Below are 14,430 nucleotides of genomic sequence, written 5' to 3'. Positions count from 1 at the left end.
TGACCGACCCGGCGCCGGCGCCGGCGCCGCTTTTCAACCATCTGCATCGCGTTGATGCGCTTCACCTGGCCCGCCAGCTTCCGGACGCCTCGCTGGACATGCTGCTGACGGATCCGCCTTACTCGTCCGGAGGGCTCCACGTCGGGCAGCGCGCGAGCGCGCCCAGCGCGAAATACAGCATCTCGGACAAGGCCCGTTACGAGGACTTCACCTGCGACAACATGGACCAGCGGTCCTGGGCATTCTGGTGCAACACCTGGTTGACGGAAGCGAACCGGGCCTTGAAGCCGGGCGGCCTGGTGGTGTGCTTCATCGACTGGCGGCAGCTCCCTACGCTGACGGACGTGGTGCAGGCTTCGGGCTTTACCCTGCGTGGCATCGCTGTCTGGGACAAGACGTCGGGCAAGTACCGGCCGCGGCGCAACGGCTTCGGCCAGCAGGCCGAATTCATCGTCTGGGCCAGCAAGGGCGCCATGCCGCAGCGTGAGGTTTATCTGCCTGGCGTGTTCCAGGCGAAGCTCGGGTACCGCAAACAGCACATGACGGAAAAGCCGATCGAGATTGCGCACCAGATCGTCCGCCTGGTTCCGCCCGGCGGTGTCGTGGCCGACCTGTTCGCCGGCTGCGGCACGTTCCTGGTGGCGGCGAAGGAGGCGGGGCTGGAGTGGGTCGGTTGCGAGCTGAACGACCACTATCACCAGGTGGCCAGTGGCCGCCTGGCGGCCATCGACCTGGCTGCTTAGGCCGACCGGGCAAGATGCTCGAGCAGCTTGTCGCGGATCATCTCCTGGTCCGCCTCGGTGAAGCCGAGTAGCTGTCGAACCGGGTAGGTGTGGGACGGGCCGCCGCGGGTGACTTCGGCGGTCTGCCCTTCCTGGTGCACGCGCGCCAGGCGCGCCACGCGGCCGGCGAAGCCCACCGATACCCCGCTGCTGTCCGCCTCGACCTTCATGAAGCGCGCCGTGCGCAGCTTCGCAAACATCGCCTTCCGCTTGATCCTTCCCGCCTTCTCGCGCAGCCTGGCATTGCGCATGAACTGGCGTGCCTTGCGCGGCTCGTAGGCCGTGCCGTCCGGGTTCCGCTGCTGCACGATGCGCTTCTGCTGGCTGCGCCGCAGCTCGCGCCCGACATCGATGGCCGCGCGGCGCCGCTCCGCCGGCGATAGCTGGGAAAGCAGGCCGCCCAGCCAGTCCTCCAGTACGTACAGGTCGTCCATCAGGCCAGCCCCTTCCGCTCCCATTCGGGGATCGGCTCCGGCAGGTGCGTGACGGTGCGCTTGCCTGCTTCGTCAGTCTGGACCATCACCGATTCCGACAGGTCCAGGGTGACGGACAGGTCGCAGGTGGCGTTGTTCAGGTGGTCGACCATGAACTCGATGCCCTTCTGCTGCTTCTCGCTGATGGCCAGCAGCTCCCGCTGGTTGGTCTCGACCCATTCCAATACGGCGATAAATACAGTATCGGCATCGCCGGCGAAGTCCTGCAATATCAGGTTCAGGGTATAGCGATAGTCGAAGGACAGCGTGGATGTCTTGCGTGCGGCCAGGGTGCCGGCATCGACGAAGACCAGGAGCTTGTCCGGGTTGGCGGCCAGGTCGGGAAGGGCCTTGACGATTGCCGCGCGCAGAGAGGCCGGTTTAATCATCGCTGCCCGCCTCCGCCTGGGCCGCCCAGGCGCCCGCCTTGCCGTTGATCGCTACTTGCTGGCGGGCGTAGAACTCACGCCAGCCGAGGGCCTGTTCGCGCCACGCGCGGCAACTGGTGGCGTTGTCGACCTGGGCGCTTGCGACTTCATCGAGCGGAACGCCGGCGGGTTCTCGGTCAGAATCGGCGGCGGGTCCGACAGCGTCACCTGCCCAGGCGGCGTCGAGCAGGCGGACAAAACCAGTATTGACAGCAAAGCGGCCGGTATCGATCGGCTGCACGTAGGTCGGGATGCTGCTTTCAATTTTTTCTCCCTGGAGGTAGACGGTTTGGATCCGGTCGCGGTATTTGGTTTCCGTGACGGTCACGACTTTGGCCTGCTGCTGCGCGATGCGCACGGTCTGCGATGCCTGCTTGGCCAGGTACTCGGTCATGGCGTCCGCGCCTCGGCGCGCCTCCTGCAGCCGGCCAACGCCATACGATGCGGCCAACAGGGCGCCGGCGGCGATCCACTTGACGTAGGCCGGCAGGATGACGGCGCGCAGGCTGGCCAGCCGTTCCATGGCCGCGCTCATGCCGCCACCTGGTCCAGCTCGGCGTATTTGTCGTAGGCCTTGGCCAGCTTCACGTCGTACAGGTTGGCCGCGTAGTTCTTCCCGTTGTACAGGCGGGCGAATTCCTTCCACTTCCGGGCCTTGAGGGCGGCCAGCATGCCCTTGTTGACGTCCAGGGTCAGGAAGCGCACGAAGGCGTCCAGTTGCTCGCCCTCGCTCGCGCCCATGCACTCCACGAACTGCGCGACGCTGTCGTATCCCATGGCCTTCCACCAGTAGCCCATGATCTGGAACAGGCCCCAGCTACAGGACTCCAGCGCGGCGTCCCGGTCGATCATGACGGCGGTGGCCAGCCTGGTGTATTCGGCCGGGCCGCCCCGGTAGCCACCTGGCTCCTGGGAGACCAGGAGCGGGAATTTCACCGCGGCCAACGCCGGGTCGATGCCGTGCGCCTGGAGCTGCTGCCAGAACACATGCCGTTCGAACAGGATCACCGGCTTGCCCGTCGACGGGAGCATGCCGTGGCCGCGCGATTCAACCTCGTTGACGGCGCGCACGGCCGCCAGCTCGACGCCCAGGGCCTGGGAGGCTTTCTCCAGGTCGGCCGCCGTCAGGAAGTGCGCCGGCGCGGCGCCGCCCAGCGCGGCCATGGTCTTGGGGCCGGCGATGCCGTCGACGACCAGGCCGTTGGCGGCCTGCAGGTCGCGCACGGCTTTTTCCGTGACGCGATCGTAAATGTGGTTCTCGTCGACGCTGTAGCCGGCGCGCGCCAGGCGGCGCTGCAGCAGGGCGACATGCTCGCCCACTTCACCAGGTCTTGCAATCATGGTCATTCGCTCCGGAGAAGGCGGGCCACGTTCCCGCGGCTGCCGATGATGAACAGGGACAGGAGGACGGCGCGCGCCGCCTCCAGGAAGCCGATCGCGTGCGCGCGTGCGCTGAACACCAGGTCGATGGCGGAAGCGCCCAGGACGACCAGCAGGGCCCAGGCTACCCACGAGACGTGGTGGCGGTGCCGCGCGCCGTCCTTGCGGTAGGCCAGCAGGCACACGGACGCGATCGCGTAGGCGATGAAGGCGATGACCGGATACAGGTGAGTCATGGTCATTTCCCCTTCGTGAAGATGCCCAACAGGTCGACCGTCTTGATGCGCTCCATCAGTTGCAGCGTCACCGTGATGGCCAGGGCCGCGCCGAAGAAGCCGGCCACGCCGGTGGAAGTGATGGGGGTCAGCTTGACCAGGTCGGGCGCGCCCAGGTAGCCGATCGCGATCGAGATGACCAGGTAGGCGAATCGCTTGCCGAGGCCCAGATCCTTGGAGCTGACGACCAGGAGGGCGGCGCCGGCGAAGGCGCCGATCAGCGCGTTGCCGTCGATGCCGGGCGCCATGCTCGCAAAGCCGATCCCCGCCGTCACGACGGCTGTGGTGGTAGTGCTTGGTTCTGCCATGATGGGTTCCTTGAATTTCAGTCCCACAACTGCAGCAGCGGGGCCGTGGGGGTGGTTGCCGGCTTGTCCGGCATCTGTACTACGAGGCCATGCGGCAGGATCGGCCCGTAGTCGGCCAGTCCCGCGTTCATCTCCAGCACCTGTTCCACGATGCCGGCCGTGCGGCCGAAGTGCCGCCAGCACAGCGCGTCGACGGTGTCGCCCTGCTGGGCGCGCACTTCCATCAGATCAACTCCACAGTGGTGCGCGGCAGGCCCAGGAAGTCGCGGATGGCCCAGCGCGCGGCGCGGCGCTCGTCCTCGACCATTTCCTGCAGCTTCTCGCCCTCGTCGACGCCGGACTTGGTGGCGTCGAAGTTGCGGTATTGCTCGTTCAGGTCGGCCTTGACCGTGCGGTAGATCGCCGTCAGGTAGCGGCGCAGTTGCACGGCCTCGCCGTCGATCTGGGGTTGCATCTCGGCCAGCTTGGTCAGGCCTGCCTGGATCTGCTGCGCCTTCCAGGCGGCCAGCTCGTCGTTGACGCTGATGACGGCCTCGACTACGGCGTTGCGCAGGCGGTCGGCCGTCACCGTGCCGTCCAGGCGCACGGCGCCGCGCACGCGCGGCAGGTCGATGTCGGGGAAGAACCCGTCATTGGCCACGGTGGTAGGGTCGGTCTGCGGCTGGGCCGGTGCGGTCGGGTCGGTGGCAATGAAGCTCATGGGGGCGTCTCAGGGTAAGAGGGCGGTGGGCCGGCATCGGATGAACCAGGCAAAAGCCCTGCCATCGTCCGCCGGCGCCGCCCAGGCCGGGGGGCTCGTTACGTGGTGGGAGGATCCTTCTCGCCACCATCCAGCTGCTGCTGCAGCCGGGCAATGTCTTTTTTCACGCCGATGTGTTCGAACAACTGCAGGGCGCGCTCCAGGTACGGGATGGCCGTGGCCGGGTCGGCCTGTTGCGCGAGGCCCAGCGCCTTGTACAGCTTGGCGCGTACTTGGTCGTGCATGTCGTGCGGGTCCGTCAAATAGGCCACCCGCAGCAGCAGGCCGACGTCGAACGGGGCGGCCGCCTTGATCGCTTTCAGCGCCTGGTCCGAGACTTCCTCGGCCAGCACGGTGGCCAGCGTGCGGTCGTACTGGTCCGGCATCTTGAGACCATGCTCCAGGGCGTAAGCGGCGATCGCCAGCGCGCCGGCGAAGTCGCCCACGTCGATGTGCCACACCATGACCGTCACCAGTACTTCATCCTGGGCGCCGCGGCCGCCGGCCAGCACGCCGGCGATGTAGTCCGCGTAGTCCGGCAGGACTTCGCGTTTCACGTCGACCTTGCGCTCGATGGACTGGATGCCCTTGAGGCGACGACGGTCGGTATGCAGCTTGGCCAGCATCAGCTCGTACGCGCTGGATCCGGCCATGCTGTTGCCGCCGTCAGCGGCCGCCGCCGTGGCCGCCTGCTCGGCGCGCACCTGTGCAAAGTGGCGTTGTGCAGGCGTTTTCATCAGGCCCACTCGGTCTTGATGTTTTCGATCAGGCAACCGGCGCGGTAGTCCTCGACCACGTAGTCGTCGTTGCTGGACTCGTAGTTCTCGACCTGGTCGCGCTTCGGGTTGTCGATGATGGCGCGGCGGCGCGCGCCGTCCTGGTAGTAGATCGACAGGTTGTCCAGGCGCGTAATCAGCAGCGCATTGGCCGGGAAGAACGGGACCTGGACCGCCTGCAGGCCGCCGATGCGCTTCTGGCTGATGATGAGGTCGGCGGCCAGCTTTTCGCTGTTGTCCTGGTCCTTGTTCACCAGCGGGAAGTACTTGTCGGCCATCAGGCTGCGGCCGCAGATCACGACCAGCTCCGGATCGTCGGCGTAGACCTCGTCCACCAGGTGGTTGACGGCGTCCATCACCAGGGCGTCCAGGTTGTCGTAGTCGGCGCCGGCGGCGCGGCCCACGCGGATCTCACCTGCCACGGCGCCCTTGTTCATGACGCGCTCCGGCGCATCCTCGCGGTACTTCTGCAGCCAGCCCTTGGCGACGTCCTGCAGCTTCGGGTTGGTCACGCGGTTCGACGTGGGCGCACGCTCGACGCCGTTGAAGCCGATCATGATGCGGTCGCGGGCCTGCTGCTTCACGATGGCGTCACGCACGCGCAGTTGGAAGTCGGCGAACTTGGCCCACATGTCCAGCTTCGCATAGCGCAGTGCGGTATCGAAGTTGATCTGCTGACACACGTACTTGTTGCCGGTCAGGTCGGTCGGGTCGGTAGGCACGCGGTCCTTGGCCGTCGTGTCGGTGGTGCCGGCGATGGTGCCAGTGGCGCCCAGGCCCAGTTTCTCGCCCTGCTGTTCGACGACGCCCACCATGTTGATGCGCGTGAGGAAGTCGCTGGCCAGTTGGATGCGGTTTTCCAGCTTCTGCTGGACGGACGGTGCCACCGAGAACTTCTCGGCGGCGTTGGCCACGCCGCTCAGTTGGGCGATGGCTACCGCCAGGGCGGTGTATTTGATGCGGGTTTCGTTACGCATGGTCTCTCCGGTATAGCGTGGGTGTGGTTTAGCAATCGGTCTTTTCGTCGGCGCTGGTGCCTGCGCCGCCGGTCTGCAGCGGGCGCGTCGGGGTGCCGTCGTCGGTGGTCGACAGCTTGGCGGTCAGGCTGGCCACCGTATCGGTCAGGGCCTGGATCTGGGCGCTCAGGGCCGCCGACGATTCCTGGGAGTGGGTGGCAATCGTTTCGACGGCCGCGTGCACGTCCGCGAAGCGCTCGTCGTTGGCCTTGCCCTGTTCCTTGTTCTTGCCCAGCAGGGCCTGGACTTTCGACAGCAGCACGCTGGCGATGCTTTTGGATTCCATCTCGATCACCAGTTCCTCGGCGGCCGCGCTGAACAGGTTCGCCGGATCCTGCTTTTTCTTGGCCAGCGGGTTGCTGTTCGGATGCTGGGCGGCGAAGGCCAGCATCTCGGTGCCCAGGCTGGCCGGGTTGTCCGTCACGGCCAGCCCGACCAGATAGGCCTCGCCGGTGTCCGCGAACTTCGGGTTGATTTCGCACGAGGTATAGACCTTCTGGCCCGCCTTGGTCATGGCCACCAGATCCGGGGTCGGCTTGATCTGCGCGTACAGGCCCAGCTTGCCGTCGGCTTCCTCGCGCGTTTCCAGTGCCAGCACGTCGCCGTAGGCCTTGAACGGGCTGTCGGGGATGACGCCACGAAAGTGCTCCAGGTTGATCCGGGCGCCGTACACGTTCACCGGGTCGTAGTTGGCGGCCATCTCGACCAGCCATTCGCGCTCGATGGTGCGGCCGTCGGTGGTCGCGCCTTCCTTGGCGATGCGGAAGAACTTGGTCTTGTCGGCGTGGTTCTCGGTGCCGGTGGTGGCTGCGCTCAGGCCCAGCAGGCCCAGGCCGCCGGCGACGGCGGCGCCGGCGCCGGGAGCGGCCGCGCCTGCGGCCTGGGCGTCGAACACGAAGGCCATCAGGCCTGCGGCGGCCAGTGCCAGCGAAAGGTGGCGTTTGCGGAACATATTTTCTCCAAGGGGTTGATGGTGTTGACCATAGGCATGTTGGCCTGTTGAGCCCCCCGGCTCAATCAGCGGGCGATGTGCCCACAGCGGGCACAGCCGCTGCTTGATGCCCTCGCGCGCGCGTGGCCCTACGCTTCGTCCATGCTCGACAACACCACTACCGAACTAGCCGATTTCGACCCGCGCCGCGCCGCCCGTGCCCTGTACTGGCAGCACTGGCGCGTCTCGTCCATCGCACGCCACCTGGGAATTAAGCGGGCCACCGTGGAGTCGTGGAAGCAACGCGACGAATGGGACAAGGCATCGCCATTGGAACGGATCGATTCGTGCATCGAGACGCGCCTGGTCGCCCTGGTCAACAAGCCGGAAAAGGAAGGCATCGACTTCAAGGAGATCGACCTGCTGATGCGCCAGTTGACGCAGTCAGAGCGCATCAAGACGCACCAGAAGACCGGGAAGGAAAGCGACCTCAACCCGAACCTGGAGCGCAGCAACGCGAAGCCGCGCAAGAAGGCGGGGCGCAACGAATTCAGCGACGACCAGGTCGAGAAGATCCGCGAGGCCTTCCTGGACTCGCTGTTCGGCTACCAGAAGGTGTGGTACCGCCAGGGCGAGCAGCGCACCCGCAATATTCTCAAGTCGCGCCAGATCGGCGCCACCTGGTACTTCGCGCGCGAAGCGCTGCTGGACGCGCTGGAGACCGGCCGCAACCAGATCTTCCTGTCCGCCAGCAAATCGCAGGCCCATGTGTTCAAGCAGTACATCATCCAGTTCGCCAAAGAGGCATGCGGCGTCGAGCTGCAGGGTGACCCGATCGTCCTGCCGAACGGCGCCCACCTGTATTTCCTGGGCACGAACGCGCGCACGGCGCAGTCCTATCACGGCAACTTCTATTTCGACGAGTACTTCTGGGTGCCCAAGTTCCCGGAGCTGAACAAGGTGGCCTCGGGCATGGCCATGCACAAGAAGTGGCGGAAGACGTATTTCTCCACGCCGTCGAGCATGAGCCACAGCGCCTACACGTTCTGGAACGGGAAGCACTACAACCGCGGGCGCGCGAAGGACCAGCAGATCGATCTGGACGTGACGCACCAGGCGCTGGCCAGGGGCCGACTGTGCGAGGACCGCCAGTGGCGGCAGATCGTCACGGTGGAAGATGCGTTCGAATCCGGGTGCAACCTGTTCGACCTGGACGAGCTGCGGCTCGAGTACGGCGCCGAGGAATACGCCAACCTGCTGATGTGCCAGTTCATCGACGACACGGCGTCCATCTTCAAGTTCAGCGACCTGCAGGCCTGCGGCGTCGATAGCTGGGTGGAGTGGGAGGACGTTAAGTTTTTCGCCACGCGGCCCTACGGCCACGAGCCGGTGTGGCTGGGCTACGACCCTGCCCGCTCGGGCGACTCCGCCGGCCTGGTCATCCTGGCGCCACCGCGGGTCCCCGGCGGCAAGTTCCGGGTGCTGGCCCGCCACCAGTACAAAGGGATGGATTTCGAAGCGCAGGCCCAGAGCATCAAGGACATCTGCGCACAGTACAACGTGACCTACATGGCGATCGACACGACCGGCATCGGCGCCGGCGTCTACGAGCTGGTCAAGAAGTTCTATCCGGCCGTCGTGCCGCTGCACTACTCGCCGGAAGTGAAAAGCCGTCTCGTCCTCAAGGCGCTGTCCGTCATCGGCAACGGCCGCCTGGAGTGGGACGCCGGCTGGACCGACCTGCCGCAATCGTTCATGGCCATTCGCAAGACGATGACCGCCAGCGGCCGCCAGGTCACATTCACGGCTGGCTACAGCCAGGAGACCGGCCACGCCGACCTGGCCTGGGCATGCATGCACGCGCTGGGGAACGAACCGCTTGAAGGCGAAACCGCTACCAATACCTCAATCCTGGAGATCTACTCATGAAGAAGAAGTACGCGCATGCGCGCGCGGCAGCTCCCGCACCGGCCGCCCCGGTTTCGGGCATCGAAGCGTTCACGTTCGGGGATCCGGTACCCGTCCTCGACCGGGCCGACATCCTCAACTACCTGGAATGCCTGTCCAACGGCCGCTGGTACGACCCGCCGGTCAGCTTCGCCGGCCTGGCCAAGTCATTCCGCGCCGGTACGCACCATGGCTCGGCGCTGTACTTCAAGACCAACATCCTGATGTCCACTTTCGAGCCGCACAAGTACCTGTCGCGTGCCGAGTTCGGCCGGCTGGCCCTGGATTTCCTGACGTTCGGGAACGGCTACCTGGAGCGCCGCGACAACGCGCTGCGCAGTCCGCTGCGACTGGTGGCCCCGCTGGCCAAGTACGTGCGCCGCGGCCTGCAGCCGGGGCAGTTCTTCGCCCTGGACGGCCCGAACGAGGCCCACGAATTCAAGGCCGGATCGGTGTTCCACCTGATGACCCCGGACATCAACCAGGAGGTGTACGGCCTGCCGGAGTACCTGGGCGCGCTGCACTCCGCCTGGCTGAACGAGTCCGCCACGCTGTTTCGGCGCCGCTACTATGAAAACGGCAGCCACGCGGGATTCATCCTCTACATGACGGACGCGGCCCAGAAGGAAACCGACGTCGACGCGCTGCGCACGGCGCTTAAGCAGAGCAAGGGACCGGGCAACTTCCGCAACCTGTTCATGTATGCGCCTGGCGGGAAAAAGGACGGGATCCAGTTGATCCCCGTGTCGGAAGTGACCGCGAAGGACGAGTTCTTCAACATCAAGAACGTCAGCCGCGACGACATGCTGGCGGCGCACCGGATCCCGGCACAGCTCCTGGGCGTGGTCCCACAGAATGCCGGCGGCTTCACCGATCCGGCGACGGCGGCAAAGGTGTTCGGCCTCAACGAGATCGAACCGCTGCAGAACCGTTTTCTGCAGCTCAATGACTGGATGGGGGAGGAAGTGGTGCGGTTCAGGCCATACACGATGGACGGGCTGGCCAAGGCGGCCTAGAGCGGCGGAGCGTCCATGCCCGGCGTCCATCCTTCGAAGCGGACATTCCAGGTCTGCACCGTGCGACGGTGCGACAGCTCGTCGACCGCGATGCCGGTGACGCGCGCGATGCCGCCCTTCATCCACAAGAACCGGGCTTCATACAACGGCGGCAGGACATCCGCGCCGCCGGCGCCGACAAGGCGCGCCACCGGAACGGTGCGCTTGAAGGCCTGTACCGCGACCTCGTCGAGCATGAACGCGCCTTCGTGATAGTCCTTTTTCATGGCCAGCCGGTGGAGCGGCAGCGGGCGGCCGTCGTCGTAAAGCGGCGTGACCTGGTCGGGCATGGCGGCGATCCCGTTACAGAAGGGTGCCTTGCGCCGGCGCCGCCGGCGAAGGGTCGATCGCGTCCAGTTGGATCTCCTCGTTGAAGTGCATGAGCGGCACCGGCAGCATTTCGTCGGCTTGCCGGATCAGCTCGTCGACGTCTTGGGCCTGTTCCGATTCGTCCACCAGGATCTGGGCGTTGAAAGAAGCGTAGCGTGCGCCACGCTCTCCCTGCCATGCCACGCGCGAATTGATGATGTAGACGTTGGCATTGCCCGACTTCAACACCTGGACGAACTTGCAGTCGCGCAGGACGACGATGGTGTTCTGCACGGTGCGCTGGCTGATGCCCATCGCCTTGGCGATCGCCGCAGCGCTCATCACCACGCCATTGGTGCCGCGGGACAACTTGGAGACCATGAAGTGCAGGACAGACAAGGCCATCGGATGCTGGATCCCCAGCTTCCACATGGCCTGATGTGCGGCCTTATCGGACTGAAGCCAGCCCTGGGTCTTGTTGCCGCGGTCATCCTCTTGAGGAAGCGTTATGTTCTCTGCCATCATCACACCTGAAAAATGCTATGGTTACGCATGGTATTGCATAGAACGCGCATTTGCAACGCACATCTACGCATTCCGGTAGTATTGAATACCTTTTCTTTGCGTAGCCCTACGCACCGGGGCGCGTAGCGCGCCGCACCTGCAGCGTGCCCGATAGCACAGTCCTACGGCCAAAAACCCCGCCTCTTTTTTGCGCACATCTACGCACCCGGGTTCGCAGTACTACGCACCGTGGTGCGCAATACTGCGCACGGCGGTTCGTAAGCACTTTTTCAATGTAGCCTTAGAGAAATAAGGCGCGCCGCGAGTTTTCCACAGGTATTTGCCCTATTAGGTTGTTGCGCACTGTCTAGTGCTCTCGACGGTGAAGAAAAAGTGACTGCACCCGCCTTCCGGCGGTCGCACAAGGTACGGCCGGGCAGGCCCGGCCTTGTAAACTCAACCCCGCAGATCCACCGCCAACACACGGTCGGCAGACCTTCGGCGGGATACGCCCCTCCCGCCCCCTTACGGGGACGGGCCCGCTACCACGGCGGGGGGCTACCGCCTCACCCCGGGCATTTAGCCCGGGGCTTCGGACCCTGCCGCCGTTGACGCGGCCGACACCCCCGCGGGCCAACCCGCGGCGGCCGCTCTACACGAACCACTACCACCTGAGAAAACCACGTCTTTAACCTGGTGGCCCTCCGCTGTCGCCGGCCGAGGACACGGTTAGTTGCATTCCGGGGTTCAGGGGTTTGATTTTCGGGGTTCACCCCGCGAAACCAGGCGTGCCGGTTCCCGCAGGGAATCGGTGCGCAACCCAAGCGGGAGCGCGGGCAGGTGTCCCGTTGGCTTGGCCTGGCCCAGCTCGGCTGGCCCGCCCATGCAGTTTCCTGGCTTGTTTTGCAACTAACAGAGTCCGTGCATTCCTTCACATACCAGGTCAGCAGGATCCAAGCCCATCCCTATGCTCAGAATGCCCACAGAACCGCACAGAACGCATCAGGCGGGCCGATCTGATGCGTGCGCACGGTTGACGGCCTGCGCGACCTCGATCGCCTGTGCGGCCTCTGGAGGCCCAGGGTGCACCCCCTTGACCATCCACCCCCTGGACTTCGGAGGGCCCCTCCGCGCCTCCGGTCCATGTCGAGGCCTCGGTTCTGATGCGCGGCCGGGATTGGCCAGAGGCCCGGCGCTGCTGGGCCTTCCGGCGTTTTTCGGTGCAGGAAGTTGATGCGGTTTGATGCGCGCTCGATGGCTTTTCGGCGGAGCCATCGTTGGGCTTGGAAGGAAGAAGCCGGAATATCCGGACGCAGGCAAAACGTCATGGATTCATGGATTGCCTCGGATTTGTGGCTAAGTCATTGATTCCATTTAATTTCGCAGTCCATGGAATCCATGGGGAACGGTATTTTGCGGTCAAAAACCCGTGGCCTAAAAAATAGGCAAATCCGAAAAGTGATGGAAACAAGGCTCCAGTCCATGGATGCGCGCGTTTGGCTTTTCTATCTTCTCTGCCCTATTTCTTCTTTCTTTTCAATAACTTAAAGAAAAAAAGAGGGAGGAACCAAGCGACGACCCCGGCAGCGACGAAAACAAAACCCATGGAAAAACAGGGGCTATTCATGGAATTTAGCCGGGGTGCCATGGAATGCTTTTGCTCAAGAATCAATGACTTAGCTGAACAGGATACCGCAATCCACGGGTTTTTTGTGCTGTGTGTGTTCTGGGATGACTTGGACACGCCTGGCCGCTGCTCCGCCCTGGTCGACGGCCGGGCCTTGGCCACAGAGCGGCACGAGGGTCCGTGACGCAATTCTCACATCAACATTACATCAACTTGCAATATACGTAGAAGTGATGTAATGTTGCGGCACATCACACATCAAGTTGATGTATACATGATGTATAGATGCGGTAACTTATACATCGCCCATTGCTGCCCGACCCCGGGCTTATTGTGAGAGGATGCAAGATGAAAGACCTGATGCAAGAGACTAAGGAAGCGATCGCGGAATACGAGAAGGCGGCCGCAGCGCTCGACCAGATCGACCTCGTTGGCGGCTATGTGATCCGTTGTCACAATGTCTACCTTACCTTTGATGTTTCCCCTGAAGGTGAAGTGTTCAATCCGCGTTCTTGTGCTCCGCACCTGGCGCGCAGCTTCACATGGCTGCAGGCCAAGCAGGTTGCTGCACTGGTCCGCAACGGCGACGGGCAATGTGGAGAGGTGGTTCATGTGCGTCAAGCGGTGGCCGATGTGCTTGACGCTTATCGCGCAGTACTAGGGACGCTGGAAGACTTTGCCCGGGGCATCGACCCTGCATCAGAGTGATGCAGACTTGATGTATAGATGACGTATAGATAGAATCAACTCAATATCAACATAAGGTAGAACCACAATGACGATCTTCACCGTAGCGAATACCAAGGGCGGCGTGGGCAAGTCCACCACTTCGGTCCAGCTCAGTACGGGCATCGCGCTGCGCGGCTTGCGCCCGTGGCTGGCCGATGGCGACAAAAAGCAGACGTCCGCCCTGCTGTCGCTGACGAATCGAATCAACGCGGGCTTGCCGGGCATCCCGGCCACCGAGCTGTCAGACGGACCCACGCTGCGTGCCCAGGTGAAGTTGCAGGCGCCGCAGTACGACCACACCATCATCGATGTGGGCGCCCGCGATTCGGGCGCGCTGCGCGCCGCGCTGACGGTCACGGACGTCCTGGTGGTGCCGTTCGCTCCCCGGGCCTATGACCTCTGGGCATACGAGCAGATGATCGAGCTGGTCAAGGAGATCCAGGAAGAGCGCGACATCAAGGTGGTGCCGTTCCTGAACATGGCGGATCCGCATGACGGCCCGGGCTCGGACAATGCCACGGCAATCGCGGACATCGAGGCGTATGGCTTCACGGTCGCTCCTGTCCGTCTGGGCAATCGCAAGGCGATTGACCGTGCCAGCGCGGTCGGCATGAACGTCATGGAATACAAGCCGGCCGACGAGAAGGCCCGGCTCGAAGTAAGCAACCTGGTGGAACATTTGCTGGCCATCACGCAGGAATGATACATCAAGGCTACATCAGCAATACATTAAGATGATGCTCAATATACATCAATAAGACGTAAGGATTACATATGGAACGTAAGATTCCCCCGAAGCCGGTTCGACCGCAGCAGCTCTCTGACGAGGTCGCGGAGCGCTTTATCTCGGGTGCTCCGGACCAGAAGCCGACAGCCCCGCCGGCGCCGGCGCCGGCGGCGCAGCCGGAACCGGCCGTGCCGCGCACGCTCCGCAAGCGCAAGGAGCCGGTGACGATGACCCTGGATCCGGCCATCCTGGCGGAGTTCGACGAACTGGCGGCCGGCATGGGCTTGAGCCGAGCGGCGGCCACTGGCATGGCCATGCGACGGATGATCGATGAGGAAAAGGCGAAGCGGCGATAGCGTGATGCGTCACGCAAATAAGGAAGGGCCACCATGACGGTGGCCTTTTTTTAGGTTCTTCGCGGGGA

Annotated in this window: 19 protein-coding genes; 6 read left to right on the top strand and 13 right to left on the bottom strand. The window is 64.1% G+C overall.

The features are described from left to right. Positions 1-743, top strand: a 743-nt coding sequence (locus QPK32_RS25035; RefSeq protein ID WP_290415504.1) for a site-specific DNA-methyltransferase, incomplete at its 5' end; no start/stop codon positions are given. Here QPK32_RS25035 and QPK32_RS25030 read toward each other — a convergent pair. The 11 genes from QPK32_RS25030 to QPK32_RS24980 all read right to left on the bottom strand — a co-directional run bounded on the left by QPK32_RS25030 (position 740) and on the right by QPK32_RS24980 (position 7,129). After that, entirely contained in the window at positions 740-1,219 is a 480-nt protein-coding gene (locus QPK32_RS25030; RefSeq protein WP_290415535.1) for a phage virion morphogenesis protein, read from the bottom strand. The two genes, QPK32_RS25035 and QPK32_RS25030, sit on opposite strands and share 4 nt — an antisense overlap. Continuing rightward, a complete protein-coding gene (locus QPK32_RS25025; RefSeq protein WP_290415503.1) occupies positions 1,216-1,644 on the bottom strand; it encodes a phage tail protein in 429 nt (142 codons plus the stop codon). The genes QPK32_RS25030 and QPK32_RS25025 overlap by 4 nt, the downstream gene beginning before the upstream one ends. Further along, complete coding sequence (locus QPK32_RS25020; RefSeq protein ID WP_290415502.1) at positions 1,637-2,218, bottom strand: hypothetical protein; 582 nt, start codon at positions 2,216-2,218, stop codon at positions 1,637-1,639. The genes QPK32_RS25025 and QPK32_RS25020 overlap by 8 nt, the downstream gene beginning before the upstream one ends. Then, positions 2,215-3,024 carry an N-acetylmuramidase domain-containing protein gene (locus tag QPK32_RS25015; RefSeq protein WP_374046786.1) on the bottom strand — a complete coding sequence of 270 codons (810 nt, stop codon included), beginning with the start codon at positions 3,022-3,024 and terminating at the stop codon, positions 2,215-2,217. The genes QPK32_RS25020 and QPK32_RS25015 overlap by 4 nt, the downstream gene beginning before the upstream one ends. 2 nt (positions 3,025-3,026) lie before the next feature. Then, positions 3,027-3,305: a phage holin family protein gene (locus QPK32_RS25010; protein WP_374046785.1), complete on the bottom strand. Its 279-nt coding sequence runs from the start codon at positions 3,303-3,305 to the stop codon at positions 3,027-3,029. Then, the gene (locus QPK32_RS25005) at positions 3,302-3,646 is read right to left on the bottom strand and encodes a putative holin (RefSeq protein ID WP_290415500.1); all 345 of its coding nucleotides are present in this window, start codon (positions 3,644-3,646) and stop codon (positions 3,302-3,304) included. Before QPK32_RS25005 ends, QPK32_RS25010 begins: the two co-directional genes overlap by 4 nt. Before the next feature lie 17 nt (positions 3,647-3,663). Continuing rightward, positions 3,664-3,870, bottom strand: coding sequence for a tail protein X (locus tag QPK32_RS25000; RefSeq protein ID WP_290415499.1), 207 nt, complete (start codon positions 3,868-3,870; stop codon positions 3,664-3,666). Beyond that, positions 3,870-4,346 carry a head completion/stabilization protein gene (locus QPK32_RS24995; RefSeq protein ID WP_290415498.1) on the bottom strand — a complete coding sequence of 159 codons (477 nt, stop codon included), beginning with the start codon at positions 4,344-4,346 and terminating at the stop codon, positions 3,870-3,872. The genes QPK32_RS25000 and QPK32_RS24995 overlap by 1 nt, the downstream gene beginning before the upstream one ends. A gap of 98 nt (positions 4,347-4,444) precedes the next feature. Further along, on the bottom strand, positions 4,445-5,122 hold the full coding sequence (gene gpM / locus QPK32_RS24990) for a phage terminase small subunit (RefSeq protein WP_290415497.1): 678 nt from the start codon (positions 5,120-5,122) through the stop codon (positions 4,445-4,447). Beyond that, complete coding sequence (locus tag QPK32_RS24985) at positions 5,122-6,138, bottom strand: phage major capsid protein, P2 family (protein WP_290415496.1); 1,017 nt, start codon at positions 6,136-6,138, stop codon at positions 5,122-5,124. The genes gpM and QPK32_RS24985 overlap by 1 nt, the downstream gene beginning before the upstream one ends. A 28-nt stretch (positions 6,139-6,166) precedes the next feature. Continuing rightward, complete coding sequence (locus QPK32_RS24980) at positions 6,167-7,129, bottom strand: GPO family capsid scaffolding protein (protein WP_290415495.1); 963 nt, start codon at positions 7,127-7,129, stop codon at positions 6,167-6,169. Between the two features lie 141 nt (positions 7,130-7,270). On the opposite strand from QPK32_RS24980, the gene QPK32_RS24975 reads away from it, so the two are divergent. Further along, on the top strand, positions 7,271-9,037 hold the full coding sequence (locus tag QPK32_RS24975) for a terminase ATPase subunit family protein (RefSeq protein ID WP_290415494.1): 1,767 nt from the start codon (positions 7,271-7,273) through the stop codon (positions 9,035-9,037). After that, positions 9,034-10,071 (top strand): phage portal protein, encoded by a 1,038-nt coding sequence (locus tag QPK32_RS24970; protein WP_290415493.1) that lies wholly within the window; start codon positions 9,034-9,036, stop codon positions 10,069-10,071. Before QPK32_RS24975 ends, QPK32_RS24970 begins: the two co-directional genes overlap by 4 nt. Here the strand turns inward: QPK32_RS24970 and QPK32_RS24965 are convergent. Together QPK32_RS24965 and QPK32_RS24960 are read right to left on the bottom strand one after the other, a co-directional pair. Next, a complete protein-coding gene (locus QPK32_RS24965; RefSeq protein ID WP_290415492.1) occupies positions 10,068-10,400 on the bottom strand; it encodes a hypothetical protein in 333 nt (110 codons plus the stop codon). The genes QPK32_RS24970 and QPK32_RS24965 overlap by 4 nt on opposite strands. Before the next feature lie 13 nt (positions 10,401-10,413). Next, positions 10,414-10,944: a replication/maintenance protein RepL gene (locus tag QPK32_RS24960; RefSeq protein ID WP_290415491.1), complete on the bottom strand. Its 531-nt coding sequence runs from the start codon at positions 10,942-10,944 to the stop codon at positions 10,414-10,416. Positions 10,945-12,898: 1,954 nt separating this feature from the next. On the opposite strand from QPK32_RS24960, the gene QPK32_RS24955 reads away from it, so the two are divergent. The 3 genes from QPK32_RS24955 (at position 12,899) to QPK32_RS24945 (ending at position 14,362) form a co-directional block, all read left to right on the top strand. Next, positions 12,899-13,258, top strand: a complete 360-nt coding sequence (locus tag QPK32_RS24955) for a hypothetical protein (protein ID WP_290415490.1) — start codon at positions 12,899-12,901, stop codon at positions 13,256-13,258. Between the two features lie 67 nt (positions 13,259-13,325). After that, positions 13,326-13,982 (top strand): AAA family ATPase, encoded by a 657-nt coding sequence (locus QPK32_RS24950; RefSeq protein ID WP_290415489.1) that lies wholly within the window; start codon positions 13,326-13,328, stop codon positions 13,980-13,982. Positions 13,983-14,053: 71 nt separating this feature from the next. Then, entirely contained in the window at positions 14,054-14,362 is a 309-nt protein-coding gene (locus tag QPK32_RS24945; protein WP_290415488.1) for a ribbon-helix-helix protein, CopG family, read from the top strand. Positions 14,363-14,430: the final 68 nt, after the last annotated feature.

The organism is Massilia sp. YIM B02763, from assembly GCF_030412015.1.
In the GTDB taxonomy this organism is placed as follows: domain Bacteria; phylum Pseudomonadota; class Gammaproteobacteria; order Burkholderiales; family Burkholderiaceae_D; genus Telluria.
The sequence above is the reverse complement of the archived record's forward strand: the minus strand, read 5'-3'. Positions and strand labels throughout refer to the sequence as shown.